We start from the raw sequence: 19,676 nt of genomic DNA, 5'->3' as shown, positions 1-19,676 counted from the left end.
AACTTCTCAGCGGTCGACAAAGCTGGTAATACCTTGCTTTTCATGTCAACCTCTTTCCATTAAAGCAAAAACTTGGCATACTTTGAAAAGATCTCTCTGATTATTAGTAAACCATGTCCCATCGCCCGCTGTTAAAGGCTTTTATTCGCGTTCTTTCTAGTATCAGCATTGTCCTTGCCACTTTTGTTGCGGCAGGCTTATTTATTTTCATTAAATATGGTCAGGGGTTACCAGAGTACGATTTCTTAAAAGATTACGAGCCGCCGATGATGAGCCGCCTGTACACCAGTGATGCGCAGCTCCTCCAAGAATATGCGGTTGAACGGCGCCTGTTTGTGCCCTTTCATCAGATTCCGAACCGTGTTAGAAATGCGTTTATGGCCGCCGAAGATCGAAATTTTTATTATCATTTTGGCATTGATTTTCTAGGAACCCTTCGCGCCGCGCTGATTAACACTTTCACCAATTCTTGGAAAGATCATCCCACGGGGGCCTCGACCATTACGCAGCAGGTCGCAAAAAACTTCTTGGTAGGTAATGAGAAAACCTTTGGGCGCAAAATTAAGGAAGCCATTATTGCAATGCGATTGGAATTTACGCTGCCTAAAGATCGCATTTTTGAGCTTTATCTCAATCAGATCTACCTAGGTGCCGGCACTTACGGTATTGCTTCGGCAGCGCTGACTTATTTTGATAAAGAGTTAGAAGAGTTAACCATTGATGAGGCCGCCTTTTTAGCGGCACTACCTAAGGCGCCGACCACCCTAACTAAGAACGAAGACATCTCTCGCGCCCAAGCTCGCCGCAATTGGGTTATCGAGCGCATGGCGCAAGAGTATATGATCACGATCTCAGAAGCAGAAAAGGCAAAAGCTCAACCATTATCCTTTCGTCGCCATCGCGAGCTGCCTATTAAGGCTGATTATTTTACCGATACAGTTCGCCGTGAATTAACGCAGCGCTTTGGCAATACTCAAGTGCATCAGGGCGGCATGACAGTTCGGACCACCATGAACATCGAGCTTCAGAAAGCTGCTGAGCGCTCTTTGCGACAAGGCCTTACGGATTATGACCGCCGGCATGGATGGCGAGGGCCAGTGACCCAGATCAATTGGGAAAAATCAGATACCTCTCAACCCTGGCTCGCCGAATTAAAGAAGCTGAAAAAGCCATTAGGGATTGCGCCGTGGGAACAAGCGGTTGTTATTAAAGTAGAGCCTAATCAGGCGCGCATCGGATTTGCCAGCGGCTCTGAGGGAGTGATAACTTTAGCAGATTGCCACTGGGCCGCCCCTTGTCTTGTCGGCCAAAAGGTCGGACTACCACCACGGCACATGAAAGAAATCGTTCGTCAAGGGGATGTGATTCTGGTCAGCAAAAGCGAAGATGATCACTTTAAATTAGAACAAGTTCCCAATGTGACCGGGGCGCTGGTTGCCATGGATCCCAAAACGGGCAGAATATTAGCCTTAGCCGGCGGATATGATTTCGAAAGCACTCAATTCAATTGTGCCATCCAAGCCTTTAGACAACCCGGATCCTGCTTTAAACCCTTTGTTTATCTAGTAGCGCTTGAGCAGGGTATGAGTCCTGAAAGCCAAGTTCTCGATGCCCCCATCAGCATCAGCCTCGGCGGCAAGCGAGGATTTTATACGCCCCAAAATTATAGTCGCCGTTATTTAGGACTCTGTCCCCTTAGAATTGGCCTCGAGCAATCGCGCAATGTCATGACCATACGTCTGGCCCAAAAAGTCGGCATGAACTCTATTATTGATTGTGCAAAAAGATTCGGCATTAACGATCATATGCCCAAACAGTTAGCTATGGTCTTAGGCGCCGGCGAAACAACGGTCGTACGTTTGGTTGCAGCCTATGCAGCCATCGCCAATGGCGGCTATAAAGTAACGCCCCATACCATTGATTGGGTGCAAGACCGTTACGGAGAAACCTTATTCACTATTGTCGATGGCTTACAGCCCCAGGAAAGAATAGCTTCGGTTGAAAGTATTATTAACCTTACCTCGATGCTGGTGGGAGTGACGCAAAATGGCACAGCCCGGTCGCTGACCTCGCTTGGATTTGAGGTCGCGGGAAAAACCGGTACCACCAATAATTATAATGATGCATGGTTTGTTGGCTTTACCAAGGATCTAGTGGTCGGCGTCTTTATCGGCTTTCCTCAGCCAAAAACCCTCGGCAATGGGGAGACAGGGGGAAGACTTGCTGTCCCGATTTTCAAAGACTTTATCGAGCACATCTATACGCATCGCCCTAAACCTCATTTTGAGATCACCACGATTAAAAGAGAACCGGCCCTTCTCACAGAAGAAGAGCCATATATTTTTGAGGAATGTAATCCCCAAGATTTTGAGGTGGTTGCAGAACCTATCAAAAATGAGATAAAACAAGAAGAAAAAACAGACAGTGAAATTATTGATATTATAGAAGGATAGTCATCCATGCGCGCCGAAATTGATAGCGCCGCCAAATTGGTGGAACAAAATCTTAGCCTCATTAAACGCCATTTGGATTGGGATAATGCTGTCCAAAAACTTGCTTCCCTAAATCAACAAGCAGAATCGCCAACTTTGTGGGATGATCCGGCGGCGGCTCAAAAGCTTCTTAAAGAACGTGAAGCGTTAACCAATGCGGTGAGTAAAATTCGCGCTTTGCAGCAACGCTTGGTTGACAATATCGGTCTCATCGAGCTGGGCGAACTTGAAGGCGATGATAGTATTGTCCTCGAGGCCGAACAAGCCATATTTGATTTACAAAAAGAATGTGGCCGATTGCAGCTGGAAACATTATTATCCGGGGAAGCTGACGCCAATAACTGTTTTATTGAAATCAATGCTGGTGCGGGAGGGACCGAAGCCCAAGATTGGACACAAATGCTAGCCCGCATGTACAGCCGCTGGGCCGAGTCGAAGAAATATAAAATTGAGCTAATTGATGAGAATCCTGGAGATGAAGCAGGCTTAAAATCGATTACCATGAAATTTTCCGGCTTTCAAGCCTACGGCTGGTTAAAAACTGAAAGTGGCGTGCATCGTCTCGTCCGCATTTCTCCCTTCGATTCCAATGCGCGCCGTCATACCAGTTTTGCCTCCGTCTGGGTTTATCCTGAAATTGATGACTCCATTGATATTGTGGTCGAAGAAAAAGATCTGCGCATTGACACTTATCGGGCTTCGGGGGCGGGCGGACAACATGTTAATAAAACGGAAAGCGCCATTCGTATTACTCACTTACCCACCAATATCGCGGTGCAATGCCAAAATGATCGCTCACAACATCGCAACCGCGCTCAAGCCATGTCGATGTTAAAAGCACGGCTTTATGAACTTGAGTTGCGCAAGCGTGAAGAAGCGGCCCTTTCCGCTTCTGCGTCCAAGACGGAGATTGGCTGGGGCCATCAAATTCGTTCTTATGTATTGCAGCCCTATCAGATGGTCAAAGACTTGCGCACAGGGGTAGAGAAAGGTAATGCTCAAGGGGTCCTTGATGGCGATCTTGATGACTACCTAGAAGCAGCCTTAGCCCAACGCATTGGCGGCGAGTAGCTTCTATAAAGTTATTTTAGGAAGGCTTGTTACCCTGTTAAGGTCAAGTCATATAAGAGAGGCAGAGCTAAATATCCAACTTAATATTAAGGCTAGCCTTGCTAAGAAGGATGACCACCTAAGATCTCCTTTAACAACACTAGGATAAGGAAGGGCGCCATGTATTTCTTTGTGACTCACTTCAAACTAAAATTAAGAAACCTATCATTTTATGCTGCAGCCTTTTTAATCTTAAGCGCTCCCAACACCCTCTTAGCCAGCGATAGTGAAGTTTTAACCACGCCAGAAGCCCACCGCCACCTTCTTGAAACCTCTATTAAAGAGGCGCGAGACCGACTTGTTATTGCTTCTCCCTATCTTTCAAGTTGGGCGATAAATGAAGATAAGATCTTAGAGTTGATCGAAGCAAAACAACAGGCTGGTATTAAAGTTACAATTTATACTGATCGGAAACTGGATCATTATTGGGCCGTTCTAAAAGCCAACGCTACTGAGGTCGGAAAACTTCTCAACCCTGCTTATACCCATGTACGGATTTTAGATAAGGTTCAAACCCACACCCTAATTAAAGATAAAGATTTAATAGTGATTGGCTCTTTTAATTGGCTGTCCGCGGTACGCAATCCGGAAAGCCTTCTTTCAAATCTGGAGCAATCATTAGCTGTTAGAGGAGCCAAAGCAGAAGAGTTAATTGAGACTTCTTTAGCCCAATTACATGCGTTAGCAAAGTCTACCAATGCTTATAGTGAGGCGTTAGTTTTTTTTGAAAATGCTTGTGAAGCGGACGAACTGGAGGTAGCAACTACTGTTAACAGCTTAATTGGCGAATTACCCTTGTCTAAACAGGTCAGCTTTTCACAAGAATTAAGCGATGTTCTTAAAGCGATGGAACAAGCAACAGATAAAGAACAAAAAGAAACCTGTAAACTTCAGCTTAAACTTCTGTGCAAGGAAATTGTGAAAGAGATAAGAAGAATGTCCGGGGAAGAATGAATACAGAATTAGTACCCTTTTAGAGTTTAATGGTTATCAACTTGAGTTTCGCTCCAGCTGAGATCATTGGTTTCCTGTTTTTTTAAGCCGGCACACAAAGATAAACTAACAAACAAGACAATATTATCATGCAGATCGCCACTTTTAAGTGCATTACAAAAGCTGGTTAAGGTGATTAGGATAATTGCAATATGGGCGCTAGATGAGAAGCTAAAAGCTCTAAGGACGTTGTGAACGCTTAATAGAGAAAACGCAACAAATAAAATGGATCCTATGATCCCCGTTTCCGCCAGAATCTCCAAGAAAATATTATGGGGATGGAGAGCAATATCGCCGCTTCCTTGAACCATAGGCCATCCACCCAGCCCGACTCCTGTGATAGGATGCTGCGAGATCGCGGCAAGGGCAGACTGATAATAACTTACTCTTTCCGCAACAGATTCATCAACCTGGCCTATTAATAGGGGCGATAAGCGATGAATAAAATGCGAACTTGTATGGTCGAAAACCTTATTTAAGGAAAACCAAGCAAGCATACTGAACGCCAGAAAGAGGCCTAAGTGTGTGGCTGGTTTAATGCCAGAATAACGCCACCAGTGAATTAGATAAAAACAGCTTAAAGCTAAGCCGAAAGCAATGAGCGGCCCTCTTCCTCCCAAATTAAGGAGCACATAAACATACAGCCCGCTTAGAAAGAGACCTAAGAGCCCGGGGAGCTGACTAAATTGTAAAGATTTTAAAGGGGCTCTCAGCGGTTGCCGATCATCCTTAATGGTAAATCTCGTAAAAGACCAAGCCATAAGGACGGATAAGCCAGTGACCAAGGTTTGGCCGGTTACTAAATAATTACTTCCTAGGACATCAGTAATACGGCTTAAACCTTTGCCCCAGAATGTTCTTAAACATTCCAATAACAGCAGAAATGAAAATATAAAGAATGTCATCAATAGCCGCCGTACGCGTCTTTGTTCCGTACAGATAACCAAACAGCCAATCAAAAAGCCTGGAAGGGTGTAAACTGCGTAACATAAAGCCTTTTGCATCTTATACTCATAGGAAAGAGACCATAGAGTTGTCGTCAAGAACCAGCCACTCATGACCAAGAAAGCCGCAACAGGATAATCTAGAAATCGTCCCTTCCTTATTCCTTTACCTTTAAAATACAAAATCAGCCCCCACGGAATAAGTAGGGCTGTTAATAAAAGCGTAATATCATAATTGAGAAAGAGATTGGCAGCCTTTTTATATTGGTAGGAAAAAAGCCACAGCGTAAAGAAGACTTCTAATGAAAAGAAAGAGCTTAGGTAACGCACAAAACTTCATCCCCGTGCTTTAATTGACAAACATATTTTAACGGAGCTCACGAAAAACGGAAGAGCGAATAATGCTCCCCCATTTTACTAATATTGATTTGCTTTAATGATTAGCTAAATTGCCCGTCTTTTCGTAAGAAGTGACCGAGTTCTTTGAACCAAGCTAAAGTTTTACGTAGGGTCGGAAGAATCCCTCTAACTTTGCTATAGTCCTCAATCTCCTGGTGATTGTCTTGCATATGGTCATCAATCATCTCTCTTAGATCATTAGCAGATTCAGCTTTATCTGGCTTACGGGTCTCTATTAAGGAGATGGTGGAATTGGTTAATGCAACGCCTGAATAGAGTTTTCCATCCTTTATCGCCAGCATGGACATTACTTTGTCATAGTCTTTCATTAGGTTTTCAATTTGAGACCCTCTTATTTCCCAGTGGGCAAGCTCAGTTTGGTAAAGCCGATGGGCTATATTGAGCCAGCTTGAAAAGTGCTCCCCCATCGCTTTGACATCGTGCTCAACTCTATACAACTGCTTACCATTTATAAGGAAGAGTTGATTTAGTTGAGTCAGAATTCTATCGACTAGTTTTTGAGACTGTTCAGTAGGTGCTGGCATATAGCTTGATGTGGGTAAAGAGATTATACTATTCAATAGTTCAATGAAATTAAAAGTAAATTCATCTCTTTTAAAACTCCCTACTCCTCTTAGCAGTTTCTGATTGGTATACATGCAGAGCGGACCCAACATCCATGGATCAAAATGAGGCATTTCTCGAAGCTCTATACTAAACGGCCTAAATAAACCTAAAAATGCCTGCATTATGTCTGGATCACCGAGCAAGGGTAGAATATGTTTATTTTTTTGCAGGAAGGCAAGCAATAAAGGATCTATTTTTTCCGAAGTATTTTCCTCAAAGAATCCCTCCCGAGTATAACCAAAATATTTTGCCAGTAGAATATTATTGGCATGCAATAATTCGATGGGATGTACAGGCAGTGCTAAATAAGAATTTGTGATATTCCGGTAAGCCACATCTAAGGAAAACTCATGCGGCGCCAGAGTAGGTAAAACCGGCTCAATCGTCAGATCTAACTTCGTATTAAAGAACTGATCAGACATTATCAGAAATTTATAGTCTTCCGGTAGCTGGGAAGGGGCAATGGATCTGCTAGAACACTCTTTCTCATAATCAGCATAAATCGCTTTCAGTCCTCTTAATAATCCAATCAATGCCTCCGTTTTCTTCTGAATTCTTTTGTGCAAGTCTGGATTATGGGAATGCTTTTGCTCATAGGACTTTAACCCCGACAATTCAGAAAGGTGAAGCTGATACTTATTATATAGTTTTTTAAACTCAGGTTTATTGATGACCGCATCCGTAAATAAAGCTTGAGCAAGGTCCCTATCTTGCTGCTGAATAAGGCTGCCTGCTGCTTCAGTCTGGGTGCCAGCGCTTGCTGCTTCCATACTTAATAAATAAGTGGGCATAAAGCAGGATATTGATAAAGTTAGCAATAATTTCTTCACTAATTTCATTCTTATTTTAATCCTATGTTTTATTTGTTTTATGATGATCATTCTTGAGGAATAATAGCTGCAATCTTCTGCGTCAACATTAATTTTTGCAAATATTTTTATTTGATTTGAAGGAAAATTTATTGCTGTTTTGTTGAAAACATTTAATAACTGTTAGCGAGCCTGCACGGCACTGCCTATTGTCGTTCCACCTATTTTAAGCTCCCATATTTATATTATTATCGGCTGATCCTTGCAGCTCCTCATCACTTTTAGCCCCGTCCTCCTCGGGCTGCCACTCTAAGAGATCGCCAGGTTGGCACTGCAAATAGTGACAAATGCTCTCTAAGGTTGAGAAACGGATAGCCTTAGCACGTCCTGTCTTTAAAATTGATAGATTCTGAACTGTAATGCCGACTACCGCTGCTAAGTCTTGTAGCTTCTTTTTTCTTTTCGCCAGCATGACGTCTAAGTTAATAATAATAGCCATTATTTGCCCTTAAATGGTATGTCGTTGGTCTTCTTCAATTTGGCAGGCTTGATACATTACCCAAGAGATAACCATGATAATTAGTCCCCCATACAGCTTTCCGAGATTAAGGGTGCCAAAGCTTATAGAAAGATAGCGATGACCAGGCGCATTGGAAAGTGTCACAGCTAAGATCATCAGCATACTATTCAATGGCTTTGCTAGCATAGCATCGACAATGCATAGCAATCCTAAGCGTTTGTAGAAAGTGGCGTTCTCCTTAAGAAAGATCTGACCTTTAGAGTAGTTTAAAAAGATCTTTTTAAGAAGAAATAAACTTAAATAGAGCGGCATAAAACCGATGATCTCCCCGGCAATTGCTGTCAGTTTGGCAGTAAGTGTCCATTTTACATTTGCCAGATTAACCATCCCTTCCGGCGTTGAAACAGGATCAAATAATACCCCTTGCCCTATTAGCTCTCTGATAAGGTTGGTATCCATAAGACACCAAATGCCTAGCAAGACACTCGGGATACCGTAAAAGGCCATCCTGGTTATCAGTAAAATATGGCGGCTTAATTTTCCTATACGGTCCACAATAAGGTTCTCCTGTTAAGTTGTGTTTAGGTAAACATATACCCCAGAAGAATACTTAACAACAATTTTTTATCGATAAACAATAAAAAATTAATCTACAGCGCTAATATTGGGTAGATTCAGGTGATCAACAGCCAGCGTCTCAAGCATATTAAGGGCGATTGCTTGATATATACCAGAGACCCGTCCTTCCGGAACAGTAACAGCGTCAGGTAAGCCGGCATCTGCTCCGTGCCGAATGCTCAATTCCAAAGGCACTTCTCCTAAGAAAGGCACATTTAGCGTGGCTGCAGTCGTTCTCGCTCCACCATGGCTAAAAATATGGCTTTCATGCCCGCAGTTTGGACAATTGAATACGCTCATATTTTCAATAATCCCTAGCACTGGCACAGCGACCTTTTGAAACATGGCGATCGCTTTTCGAGCATCGATTAAAGCAATATCTTGGGGGGTGGAGACGATGACTGTCCCTGATAAACTCGCTTGCTGGGCTAAGGAGAGTTGCACATCTCCCGTTCCGGGAGGCATATCAATGAAAAGAAAATCTAGACTCCCCCAGTTGACATCTTTTAAAAGTTGCATAAGCGCGCCTTGGACCATGGGACCGCGCCAAATCATAGGCGTATCGGAGGGAATTAGAAAGCCGATGGACATACAAGCAATGCCAAAAGCCTGAAGAGGAAGCAGCTTCTTATCAGATGAAACTTCTGGCTTATCTTTTAATCCTATTAAGGTTGGCAGTGATGGTCCATAAATATCAGCATCCAAAATTCCGACTTTGTAGCCCAGCTGTTTTAAAGCAAGGGCAAGGTTAACAGTCGTTGTGGACTTGCCCACCCCTCCCTTACCTGAGGCGATCGCAATAATATGCTGAACCTGAGGCGGTACCTTAACTATCTTGTTAACTGTTTTAGGGGCCACGAGGGCACATAAAATTCTTTGATCTGGAAATCGCTGACGCAATTGTTCCTCAGCGTAAGAGCGTAAGAGCTCTACCTTCTGCAGCTGATCCGGAGCCGCTTCAAAAATAACGTGTAACGTATCCTTCTCTAATTTGATAGAGGTGATATGATCTACAATTTTTTGTCCGGTTGCGGGGTGAACAAGTGTTGTCAAAAAGTCACGCCAGTCATCTGTCTTTAACGTCATCGCCGGTGCCATTGTTATGGAGCTATGATTGTTATATAGTCAATACAGAGGATTATATTCAAGATAAAATCATGGCCTGGTTATTTAGTGAACGTCCCCGTAATCCTTGGGAACCCCCCCAAGGTCAACAGTCATCTTCTGATAGAAAAGATAGATCCCGTGAGGGGGCAATTGATATTGATGAAACAATTGATCAAATTCGCCAACGTTTAAAAGATTCTTTTGGCGGCAATGGTGGCGGCTTTACCCCGCCCAACGGCAGTCCCAAAAAATTTATTGTAGGAGCCGCGCTTATACTCGCAGGTTTATGGTTATCTACTGGCTTTTATTTCGTGCAAGAAGGCGATGAAGCGGTGGTATTAAGATTTGGCCAAATGGTCCGGATGGGACAGCCAGGCCTTAACTTTCATCTTCCTACCCCCATTGAGCAACATATTGTTAAAAGTGTTAGTGCTCAAAATACAATTGATGGCTCCATTCATGGCCGCAGCAGTAGCGATTCAGAAGAATCCTTAATCCTGACAGGTGATGAAAATGTGGTCCATACCAATTTCACGGTTTTTTGGAATATTAAAGATCTTCCTGAATATCTTTTCACCGCCCGCACCCCTGATAATACTATTAAAATTGCGACAGAAAGTGTGCTGCGTGAGATTATTGGCCAGCTAAATGCCAGGGATGCATTAACGAAAAAACGTGAAGAAATTGGTGCTCAAACAAAAGAGTTGGTCCAAAAGCTCATGGACCAGTACAAACTTGGGGTTAACATTATTAACGTTCAGCTGCAACGGGTCGCTCCCCCGAATGAAGTCATTGCTTCTTTTAGCGATCTGCAAGCTTCCATGACCGATGCGGAACGAGCCCAAGCAGAAGCTCAAGGCTATCGTAATGATATTCTCCCGCGCGCCCGCGGCCAAGCGACTCAGATTCTGCAAGATGCCGAAGCCTATCGGAACGCCAAAATTGCCGAAGCCGATGGTGAAGCTTCACGTTTTAAGCAAGTTTTAGTCTCTTATGATAAAAATAAAGTGGTAGCCATAAAACGTTTCTTCTTAGAAAATATGCAGCGTAATTTAGGTAAAGCAAAAACCTATATTTTTGATCCGAAAGCTGCCCAAGGGGTGCTGCCGTATCTTCCTGTCAATGAAATTGCTAAATCCAAAAAGCCGGAGGGAAATAAATAATGCCAAATCGCGCCATTGGATTTTTTGCTGTCTTATTTCTGAGCTTAGTAGGTTTAAGCAGTTCAGTATTTATTGTCGGCCAGACACAACAAGCGATTGTTTTGCAGTTTGGAGAATTACGCCGTGTTATCCAGGACCCTGGATTAAAATTCAAGATCCCTTTCATTCAGGAAGTCAATGTATATGAAAAACGTGTTTTAGATTTTGACTTGCCTGCAACTGATATTACCTTAGGAGATCAAAAGCGGGTGCGCGTCGATACCTATACTCGCTACCGGATTAGTGATCCTGTTCAATTCTTTAAATCGGTCAAACCTGCCAATGAATTTGGAACAGCACGGCGATTGGAAGCTTTGGTCGGATCCACCGTAAGAAACGTACTCGGCAAAGCGGACCTTCGGGAATTATTGTCCGAGAACAGGTCAAAGATTATGCATCAAATCAATTCAGAGGTTAAAGCTTTAACCAAAGGTTTAGGCCTGGATATCATTGATCTGAGAATTGTAAGAACCGAATTGCCGCCTGAAAATAGGCCAGCGGTTTTTAATAGAATGAATGCAGATCTCCAGCGTTATGCGAAACAAAACCGGGCTAATGGTGATGAAAAGGCTCAAGAAATCCGGTCAACCGCAGAAAAGGAACGCACAACTTTACTAGCCGAAGCAAGCAGAGACGCGCAAATACTTCGTGGTGAAGGGGATGCTAAAGCCATTGCTACTATTACTGAAGCCATGGGTAAGGATCCAGAATTTTATGGCTTTTATAAGTCAATGGAAGTATATGATACCATTATCGGGGAAGATACGACGCTAATCCTGTCTTCTGATAGTGATCTATTTAAATACTTTAGCCATCCTGAGCGCGCATTACGTAACTCACATTAAAGGAATAGGGAAAATATGTCTAAAATAAGATTATTGTTAATAACATCTTTTCTTGCTTCATCTATGGTTTTGACTTCGTGGACTTATGCTTTATCCGCAAAAGTCGAGCAGAAATCAGAAACAGGAATAAGCTCATCCACGTCATCTAATAAAAAATCTAATGAAAAATCTGCCTCTGAAACGTTAAAAGTCAAAGAAGAGGTCAAAGCCACTGACCACAAGCAAGAACCCCCTTGTAATGCTCGTTATGACGTTACCAAAGGATTTTCGGGTGTTGCTGAAAAAACGATTCCGTCAGTTGTGAACGTTTCAACCACCCAAATTATTGAAGGACGAGAAAGAAATCTTCCCCAACTTCCCCCCGGATCCCCTTTTGAGGATCTGTTTAGAGATTTCTTTGAACAAATGGATAAGCCAAAGCGTGTTCAGTCCCTAGGTTCAGGTTTTATTGTTAAAGTTCACTCAAAAGGTGATGACCCCTATGCCTATGTGGTAACTAATTTCCACGTAGTTTCTGAGGCTAAAAAGATTACAATTGTACTCCATGAAGGCAGTGAACTTGAAGCGGTTGTTCAAGCCGTCGACGAGCGCACTGATCTAGCTATGCTTAAGGTTAAATTAGGCACCCTGGCTCCTGAGAAGCGCAATCTTAAGCCCGTAGAATGGGGAGATTCCAATAGAGTTAATGTCGGTGACTGGTGTGTGGCTATTGGCAATCCTTTTGGGTTAGGCAGCACGGTAACTTCGGGGATAATCTCGAATCGATCCCGGAATATCGGCGTCAGAGGCAATGCAAAAAGCCGATTAAGTGAATATGTTGATGATTTTATGCAACACGATGCCTCCATTAACATGGGCAACTCTGGTGGTCCTCTGTTTGATTTAGAAGGAAAGATTATTGGCGTCAACACCGCTATCTTTTCCCCTAGTGGCGGCAATGTAGGCATTGGCTTTGCTATTCCTTCCAATCTTGTCAAAGAGACTGTTGACCAACTTATTGAGTTTGGTCGTACGCGGCGTGGTTGGCTCGGTGTCCGCATCCAGAGCGTAACGGATGAGATGGCTGAAAGTTTAGGTTTTGGTAAGGCCCGCGGTGCCATTGTCGGGGCTGTAACGCCTAAAGGTCCGGCCGCTGTTGCAGGTATTGAAGCGGGTGACATTATCCTAGAATTCGATGGCAAAGAAATAAATGAGAAAACACGCCTATCACGCGTGGTGGGCGAAACTGAGGTCGGTAAAAAAGTTAAAGTCAAATTATGGCGTAAAGGCAAAGAAGTCATCGTTGAGGTAGCGTTGGGTGAGTTTGAAACTTCCAGTGATGGCGTTGTAATTGAATCTAAAGATAAGAAAGATACCTCCTCTAATATCGATATTACCGAAGTGTTAGGCCTAAAAGTTTCTAAGATCACAGGCTCACTTTCACAGCAATATAAGATTAAAGAGGATATGACCGGTGCTGTTGTAGTCGGCGTCAATGGTGATAGTCCTGCAGCTTCTGCTTTAAGGCCGGGTGATGTGATTACAGAAGTTAACCAATCTGATATCAAATCCCCTGAAGAGCTGGTAAAAGCGGTGGAAGAAGCCAAGCGTCTAAAACGCAAGCATATCACCTTCTTAATTAGCCGTGGTGGAGATATGGTGTACATTACTACCCGCATTGAGGATGATCTTAAAAGTTAAGCTTGAATTAGCTATTATAAGGGGGGGTATCCCCCCTTTTTATTTTCACCTTGTATTCTGATGCGTAGACAGATACTAAATTAGTCATATATCGCAAACAATGGGAGATAGACATGCAGTTAATTCATCTCGTTCTTAGCCTTCTGTTATTATGTGTTCCCCCTGTTTATGCCCATGATACTGATAATGATGTTAAAGTAACTGAATTATCCCTGCAAAAAGATGAAATTTTTGAAACGCTATCCACACTGGTGGGTAAAAACGATAAAAATGAAGAAAAAAAGACATCAATAAAAGTTAAAATCGAGGACCTACAAGAAGCTGTCAAAATCCTTGAAGATAAAGAAGACCGCAAAAAGGTAATAAAGGCCCTTTCCGCCTTGGCCTTGCTTAACCAGCAAGCGCTGGAAGAGCAAGGAATTATTGAAAGCATATCTTCAAAGATTACTGAAACCATAGAGATAACTTCTGAAGCCCTGATTAATAGTTTAAAGTTGCTACAGCATATTCCAAAGGTGTTAAAGGAGCAACTCTCTCAGCTTAAGGTTGATGAAGGCTATCGCCATAATACGTATACTTTATTAATGACATTATTAACGGCCTTGATAGGAGCAGGCATTGTTGAGTTTTTAGTCCGCAAGTCCATGCAGTGGTTACGCGGCAACAGAACTGATCAACGGACACCTCAAAAAGTTCATCTTCAAATTATTGAAAAGCCTGCAGCTATAACGCCAGAACTTAACCGTATTCACAGTCACATTATCACGAATATTACGCCGATTATCCTCTATGGGCTGGTTGGTTACCTTATTATTTATCTTTCGCAGCCTGAATGGAATTCCATAACTTATCACGGTTTTATAGTGATGAATCTCGTCATTATGATCCGCTCCATGTGGTTATTGCTCAAAGTCTTATTCAGCACCCCTTCTAGCAACGATAAGAACTCACCCGTACCCGCTCAAAACATGAGTTTGCAATTTATTGTTGCTGGCATCCAGACGATCATCATCGGTGTTATTTTTGCCCAAGCCGGCTCACTGTTGGGTATGGGCGATCTTGCAGTTACCATATGGTTTAAAATTATTGGATTTGGGGTTACCAGTCTCTTGGTCGTCGCCATGATTAAGAATAAAGCTGCTATTCAAATGGCATTTCATGCCGACGAAGAAAATCTCAGTGGCATTGCTTTATTTATTGCCAAGATTGTCGAATTTATTTTCCGTAAAGCGCATATAATAGTTAGCTCTTTATGTATTGCCGCCTTAATCTTTTGGACTCTAAAACTGAATCTGGTAGCCTTTTTCATTGCCAAAGCATTAGTTTTTACTGGCGCTATCTCAACTATCTTTATTCTAGGCCGCAATTGGTTAACACAGTATATTTCTAAAACAAAAGACAAGCTGAAATCAGAAAAGGGACCCTCTACCGTCATGGGGCTCAATTACTTAGAAGGCTCCACGATGAATATTGTGCAGTCAGTGTGGCATTTACTGCTCATTCTCGGAGTAAGCGAAGTATGGGGAGCCAGCCCGTTAGAAATGGCCGCTTCCCCTGAAGTGCAACCGATTATATCAAAGATAATCTCGGTACTGATTATTTTGATTATTACTCGAACGCTTTGGGGATGGGCGGATCATATAGCTCGTTCGCATTTAAAAGGTCGTCTGGTCGGCAAGAAGTTGGTCGAATCGTCTCAATTTGTTAAAACAGTCACCCCGATCCTTAAGAGTGTCGCCCATTGGGCCCTTGGTTTTATGGCCATCATCTTAATCCTTATTGAGCTGGGTCAAGATGTCAGGCCGATGCTCTACAGTTTAGGAGTCATCGGTATCGCCATTTCATTGGGTGCTCAAAGCCTTGTCAAAGACATCATTAATGGTATTCTGACTTTAATGGAGGGAAACATCGCTGTTGGTGAAGTGGTCACAATTGGAGCCAATACCGGAACCGTTGAATCTTTATCATTGCGCAGTCTTGTGTTACGTCATGGTAATGGGGCCTTGCAGACCATCCCTTTTTCTGAAGTGTCGAATATCATCAACAAGTCTCGGGATTACGCTAGCTTTTCAGTCAGTTTATCAATTGCTCATAAAACTGACCTACAGCAAGCCTATGCAGTGTTAGAGCGGACCTTTACAGATATCAACAATGATCCCGCCTTTGGCAAAATGATTTTAGAGCCAATGCATATAGGCGGCGTTGACAAGATCACTAATACCGGGATCAGTATCACGGCCTCCGTTAAAATTAAGCCGGATCCAAGTAATAACTTTGCTAAAGCATTTAATACTTATCTTCAAAAGCAAATAGACGCCTCTGATCTCTATCCACCGGCTTCAGATAAGATTTTAAATATTAATATGTGATTATCTTGGAGAAAAGGATAACCGAGTTCGGTCTTGCTCAGCACGGCTAAGGTGCAGTGTCTACTTTTAAAGCTGCCTCCACTGCCTCAAGGCCCGACCAACAATAAGCGACAGCTGAGTTGATAGAAAGCTTAAAAAGCGGGTATAGTTGTGGATTAATGTTTAATCTTTTTGCCAGAGCCTGCCAGTACAGACGGGGATCGTGGACAGCTAAAGGATGGGAAATTCCAAAAGAATCAAGCTTGATAGGTGATACCAGGGGAGCATAGGCAGACAAAGTCAACTTTTCATGTAATTGATAAGGTGGCAGCGTCGTAATTAAGTCTCCTTCCATCTCATAACTGCGAATAGCAATGCCTAGCTGCTGCAACCACTGCCCATAAGTTTCATCGCTGACCCTTGGCGCCCCAAAAGATACTAATTTGATTTCAGAAAAGCAAGATTTGAGCTGACGCAGCTTGTTTTCTGTAATCAGGGGGGCGTCTGGAACATCCCGCTCTTCAGAGGCCACAGCGCCTGCTAAAAGCGCCGCTGAAGCGCCGCCCATACTGTGCCCTGTAATAAGCAATCTTGGAGCAGATCTTTCTGGATCCCTCTGGTTCACAATAGCTCCTAGCGTTGAATATAGAGAGTCTTGACAAGTTAATATTCGATTATAGTAACCCGCATGCACAGGCCCTTCGAAACTTAAATTGTGCCATCCTTCAAATATTCCCCAATCGCGTACCGAATTTCCTACTCTCTGGTTCAGAGGAAATTTAACCCCCATATTAAAGTTGCTAAAAAAATAATCTGAAATACTAAGACTTCCCCGAAAGATGATGGCAACTGTATGACTGGCAGGGTGATAGCCCACAACACCAAATAACTCTTTGTGCGGACGCCCGAAAAATTTAAGGGCCGCATAAAACCCTAGATGCCCCTCAATAGGCCAAAATTGCCAGCCAGCAAATAGGTCTACTGGCGCAAAGTAAAAAGAAAGGGTATGCCTTAATACAATATAATCATAAGTAACCGATTTAGTAAGATCGAGTGTCTTATCGCCTTGATTCCATTGATAGTAAAAATGGAAAACACTCAGCATTAACTTGGCGGCCAATAAATCATCCTGATCAATTTGCTGGGGATGCTCGGGGATGGAGTCCTCCATCTGCTTTAAAGGCAGAGCTTGATTTGAGGAATTTATCTCTGCTTCTTGTCCATAGGCCCCTGTAAAGCACCATATTAATGCAGCAAAAGGTGACATCTTTTTTTACCAATTTATGATAAAATTACCTTAATATAAGTTTAAAACTTATAAATATTACCTGTCAAAGTTAATTAAGTTTATATTTGGCAAATTAAATTAGGCTGGCATATTGACATCCTTAACCATTTCTTTATAAATAACAATACAGTTGAGAAGAACCTAGGAATGATTGGTGACAAGTTTTATTGAGCATGCAGAAGCAAACATGATGGAATCCCCATTAAATCGGCGCCAATTAATCCAAAATTTAAGTAAGCTTGGCCTTTTGACTCTCGCCCAGCCACTGTTAAGTTTACCCGTCTGGTCTACCGCAGCTTTGTCTGAGAAGTCGCTTACGGTCTATAACACGCATACCGGCGAAAGCTTAAAAAAATGTATATTCTGGGCGAATGGCAAATTCAACCCTGACGCTTTAAAAGACATCAATCGCCTATTTCGAGATCATCGCACCAACCAAGAATTTAAAATGGATCCGCAGCTGATGCACTTAATTCATGACATTTGGCAACGCACTGAATCTTCAGAAATGATTCATTTAATTTCCGGCTATCGTTCCCCTAAATCCAATGCCACGCTGCGTCAGAAAAGCTGTGGTGTCGCCAAAAACAGTCTCCATCTCACTGGGAAAGCTGCTGACATTATGATTCCCGGACGGAGCATGAAACAGATCCAGAAGATTGCTAAATCATTTAGTGCCGGCGGTGTGGGGCGATACCCTCAGTTTGTCCATGTTGATACAGGCCCTGTCCGCTATTGGGGACCGGCGTAGATCCTGATCATATTTTCTAATCTATCTTAAGAGTAATGCAGAGGAGTTCTTAGACTTCTTTTGCCACCGGAGAAGCAGATCCTAAGACATCCTTAAACCTTCTTTACTCTTAGAATTTATAATCCAGACGTATAAGAGCTTGGTGTAAGCGCTGCACAGGAGAAATTTCCCCTGTATAGCTGGTAGTAACAGAGAGCTGGTCAGTGAGTAGGGCCGTTACCCCTAGGCCTGGGTTAAACATGTTCTGCTGCTTCGTATTGGCGAAAACCGTAAAGTTACCATCATAGCCAACAAAGGAAGCGGTCACTCTTTGAGGCTCTCTGAGCGGATTCTTGTAAATATAGCCAAGCTTTGCATAGACATACAACTGGATGTCATTAACCTTATATAAGCTTGAGAGCTGCAGCCCTGCTTTCGCTTGGATAAAGCCACTGGTCCGTCCTTTAACTTTCAGGCTCGGATTAAAACCATCTTCAGTTTCTTTATAACCGTCTTCTTTAAGCGCCAACGCCCCCACACTTCCATACGGTGTCAATGTTGTTTGGTTAGGCAAAGCAATATCGCGGCCCACCTCGACAATCCCACTATAATGATGTCCGAGATGGCGCTGGCGATTACGGTAAGTGCCGGAAGAGAGCACTAAGTTCCGCTTGCCTTTAAAATGATGGCGGCCATAAAATCCTGACGCATTGACATACCACTCTTTCTTAGGCGTCCACATTCCATATAAGGCGAAACGATAACTGCTAATATGACCGTTGCCATACTTCTGCCTTAACTTATAAGAGATCTTGCTATAGCCGACCGTGGTCCCGAAAAGCAGCTGATCTGTAATCTGTGTATCGGCCCCCAGTGACGTGCTATTAAGGTTGGCCTTAACACCCGGAACCCCGATGGTTGGACTGCTGTCACTCACGGATCGGTGATTGATATTGCTGACAGCTTGCTGGAACCAGATATTTACGTTGCCAAAAGAAGTTCGCACGTTCTGAGGTGCCGCTTGGGGCTGAGGTAAGGGGGATAAGGAAGCAACAGAAGCAGGAGGCTTGGTAAAGAACAGGCTGTCCAGCCCTTCGTTGACAACCGGCGCGTTGGCTTGCGCTACTGCAAAACCAAATTGCGCTGACTGCTTTTCATCGACCGTGGTGTATTTTCTTACTTTGCGAAGACTCCGCTCAATCAGCAAGGAAGAGAACATTCCGTCAGTTTGATTCAGCTCATTGGCGGCAACCACTGAACTAATTAAAGCATTGGCCGCCGGATGGAGCTGGTTTAAAGCCTTATAAATGTCATCAATAGAAAGACTGGGGAGAACATTTAAAAAGTTATCCAAGGTTGAGCCCGAAGTGGGGGACAGGGTATCAATATACTGAGCGACAATCCCTGGATTACCTTCGGTAATTATTCGACTCAATGAGGTGCCTTGTGAAGCTGTCAACTGGACCATATTCGGCAAATAGTTAAGTGTATATTGCAGCAGAATAGAAGGCGAGGTCACGCTATCAAAGGTGGTCACAATCGGATTAACAGCCGTCAAAATGGTATACGTCTTGGGGGTACTATAATTACCGGGCTGCGGCAACACATTTAAAGTCCCGCCCAAGGTCGCAGTGCCCCCAACATTGATGATATCAGAAGCTGGCGTGGCATCAATTTCACAGTTATAAACGCCGCCAGCATTACTGAAATTGCCAGCAATATTGATCACCCCAATCGAGTTACCAGGTTTAACGGTTCCTGAGTTGGTCAGGTGGGCAACAGTGCTATTTCCAGTAAATTTTGCACCACTGTTAACAACAACAGGCGCATTGGTCATATTACCATTAAGGTTGACTTCACCGTCGTTAATTTCCATCTGTCCAGAGAATGTGGGATGAGCAGGGTTGGTGATCCGCACTTTGCCGCCCCCATTCTTGGTGAACTTTCCAGCGCCACTAAAAGTG

The 19,676-nt window shown here is 43.3% G+C and carries 15 protein-coding genes; 8 read left to right on the top strand and 7 right to left on the bottom strand.

Annotated elements, in window-relative coordinates; all coding sequences use genetic code 11:
* The first annotated feature begins 113 nt into the window (after window positions 1-113).
* From HMO_RS14225 to HMO_RS0107320, 3 genes are all read left to right on the top strand, one after another.
* Window positions 114-2,453 carry a penicillin-binding protein 1A gene (locus HMO_RS14225; protein ID WP_010300749.1) on the top strand — a complete coding sequence of 780 codons (2,340 nt, stop codon included), beginning with the start codon at window positions 114-116 and terminating at the stop codon, window positions 2,451-2,453.
* Window positions 2,454-2,459: 6 nt separating this feature from the next.
* On the top strand, window positions 2,460-3,563 hold the full coding sequence (gene prfB / locus HMO_RS0107325) for a peptide chain release factor 2 (RefSeq protein WP_010300746.1): 1,104 nt from the start codon (window positions 2,460-2,462) through the stop codon (window positions 3,561-3,563).
* Window positions 3,564-3,722: 159 nt separating this feature from the next.
* On the top strand, window positions 3,723-4,556 hold the full coding sequence (locus tag HMO_RS0107320; RefSeq protein WP_010300743.1) for a phospholipase D-like domain-containing protein: 834 nt from the start codon (window positions 3,723-3,725) through the stop codon (window positions 4,554-4,556).
* 26 nt (window positions 4,557-4,582) lie between these two features.
* Here HMO_RS0107320 and HMO_RS0107315 read toward each other — a convergent pair whose 3' ends face one another.
* The 5 genes from HMO_RS0107315 to HMO_RS14215 form a co-directional block, all read right to left on the bottom strand.
* On the bottom strand, window positions 4,583-5,869 hold the full coding sequence (locus tag HMO_RS0107315) for an O-antigen ligase family protein (RefSeq protein WP_010300741.1): 1,287 nt from the start codon (window positions 5,867-5,869) through the stop codon (window positions 4,583-4,585).
* 110 nt (window positions 5,870-5,979) lie between these two features.
* Complete coding sequence (locus tag HMO_RS0107310; protein WP_010300737.1) at window positions 5,980-7,404, bottom strand: hypothetical protein; 1,425 nt, start codon at window positions 7,402-7,404, stop codon at window positions 5,980-5,982.
* A gap of 196 nt (window positions 7,405-7,600) precedes the next feature.
* Window positions 7,601-7,873 (bottom strand): helix-turn-helix domain-containing protein, encoded by a 273-nt coding sequence (locus tag HMO_RS14220; RefSeq protein ID WP_010300735.1) that lies wholly within the window; start codon window positions 7,871-7,873, stop codon window positions 7,601-7,603.
* A 9-nt stretch (window positions 7,874-7,882) separates the two neighbouring features.
* Window positions 7,883-8,449 carry a DUF2975 domain-containing protein gene (locus tag HMO_RS0107300; protein ID WP_010300732.1) on the bottom strand — a complete coding sequence of 189 codons (567 nt, stop codon included), beginning with the start codon at window positions 8,447-8,449 and terminating at the stop codon, window positions 7,883-7,885.
* Between the two features lie 90 nt (window positions 8,450-8,539).
* Entirely contained in the window at window positions 8,540-9,598 is a 1,059-nt protein-coding gene (locus tag HMO_RS14215) for an Mrp/NBP35 family ATP-binding protein (protein ID WP_010300730.1), read from the bottom strand.
* Here HMO_RS14215 and hflK point away from each other — a divergent pair.
* The 4 genes from hflK to HMO_RS0107275 all read left to right on the top strand — a co-directional run bounded on the left by hflK (window position 9,559) and on the right by HMO_RS0107275 (window position 15,715).
* Complete coding sequence (hflK, locus tag HMO_RS14210; RefSeq protein ID WP_175282101.1) at window positions 9,559-10,782, top strand: FtsH protease activity modulator HflK; 1,224 nt, start codon at window positions 9,559-9,561, stop codon at window positions 10,780-10,782. The two genes, HMO_RS14215 and hflK, sit on opposite strands and share 40 nt — an antisense overlap.
* Window positions 10,782-11,666, top strand: coding sequence for a protease modulator HflC (gene hflC, locus HMO_RS14205; protein ID WP_010300725.1), 885 nt, complete (start codon window positions 10,782-10,784; stop codon window positions 11,664-11,666). The genes hflK and hflC overlap by 1 nt, the downstream gene beginning before the upstream one ends.
* A 15-nt stretch (window positions 11,667-11,681) precedes the next feature.
* Entirely contained in the window at window positions 11,682-13,346 is a 1,665-nt protein-coding gene (locus HMO_RS14200) for a Do family serine endopeptidase (RefSeq protein ID WP_010300719.1), read from the top strand.
* Between the two features lie 113 nt (window positions 13,347-13,459).
* The gene (locus tag HMO_RS0107275) at window positions 13,460-15,715 is read left to right on the top strand and encodes a mechanosensitive ion channel domain-containing protein (RefSeq protein ID WP_010300717.1); all 2,256 of its coding nucleotides are present in this window, start codon (window positions 13,460-13,462) and stop codon (window positions 15,713-15,715) included.
* 46 nt (window positions 15,716-15,761) lie between these two features.
* Here the strand turns inward: HMO_RS0107275 and HMO_RS0107270 are convergent, their stop codons facing one another.
* The gene (locus HMO_RS0107270) at window positions 15,762-16,961 is read right to left on the bottom strand and encodes a lipase family protein (protein WP_010300714.1); all 1,200 of its coding nucleotides are present in this window, start codon (window positions 16,959-16,961) and stop codon (window positions 15,762-15,764) included.
* Between the two features lie 175 nt (window positions 16,962-17,136).
* Between HMO_RS0107270 and HMO_RS0107265 the strand changes: the two genes are divergently transcribed.
* Window positions 17,137-17,733, top strand: a complete 597-nt coding sequence (locus tag HMO_RS0107265) for a YcbK family protein (protein ID WP_010300713.1) — start codon at window positions 17,137-17,139, stop codon at window positions 17,731-17,733.
* Between the two features lie 109 nt (window positions 17,734-17,842).
* On the opposite strand, the gene HMO_RS0107260 is transcribed toward HMO_RS0107265, so the two are convergent.
* Window positions 17,843-19,676, bottom strand: a 1,834-nt coding sequence (locus HMO_RS0107260; RefSeq protein WP_010300710.1) for an autotransporter family protein, incomplete at its 5' end; no start/stop codon positions are given.

The organism is Candidatus Odyssella thessalonicensis L13, from assembly GCF_000190415.1.
Taxonomy (GTDB): Bacteria; Pseudomonadota; Alphaproteobacteria; order Paracaedibacterales; family Paracaedibacteraceae; genus Paracaedibacter; species Paracaedibacter thessalonicensis.
Note: the sequence above shows the minus strand (reverse complement) of the source record. Positions and strands in the feature narration are given on the sequence as shown.

What these genes read in the sequence shown, in the direction of transcription:
- HMO_RS0107270 (WP_010300714.1), bottom strand. Translation starts at nt 16,961, where the DNA reads ATGTCACCTTTTGCTGCATTAATATGGTGCTTTACAGGGGCCTATGGA.
- prfB (WP_010300746.1), top strand. Translation starts at nt 2,460, where the DNA reads ATGCGCGCCGAAATTGATAGCGCCGCCAAATTGGTGGAACAAAATCTT.
- HMO_RS14225 (WP_010300749.1), top strand. Translation starts at nt 114, where the DNA reads ATGTCCCATCGCCCGCTGTTAAAGGCTTTTATTCGCGTTCTTTCTAGT.
- HMO_RS14215 (WP_010300730.1), bottom strand. Translation starts at nt 9,598, where the DNA reads ATGACGTTAAAGACAGATGACTGGCGTGACTTTTTGACAACACTTGTT.
- HMO_RS14220 (WP_010300735.1), bottom strand. Translation starts at nt 7,873, where the DNA reads ATGGCTATTATTATTAACTTAGACGTCATGCTGGCGAAAAGAAAAAAG.
- HMO_RS0107310 (WP_010300737.1), bottom strand. Translation starts at nt 7,404, where the DNA reads ATGAAATTAGTGAAGAAATTATTGCTAACTTTATCAATATCCTGCTTT.
- HMO_RS0107320 (WP_010300743.1), top strand. Translation starts at nt 3,723, where the DNA reads ATGTATTTCTTTGTGACTCACTTCAAACTAAAATTAAGAAACCTATCA.
- HMO_RS14200 (WP_010300719.1), top strand. Translation starts at nt 11,682, where the DNA reads ATGTCTAAAATAAGATTATTGTTAATAACATCTTTTCTTGCTTCATCT.
- HMO_RS0107275 (WP_010300717.1), top strand. Translation starts at nt 13,460, where the DNA reads ATGCAGTTAATTCATCTCGTTCTTAGCCTTCTGTTATTATGTGTTCCC.
- hflC (WP_010300725.1), top strand. Translation starts at nt 10,782, where the DNA reads ATGCCAAATCGCGCCATTGGATTTTTTGCTGTCTTATTTCTGAGCTTA.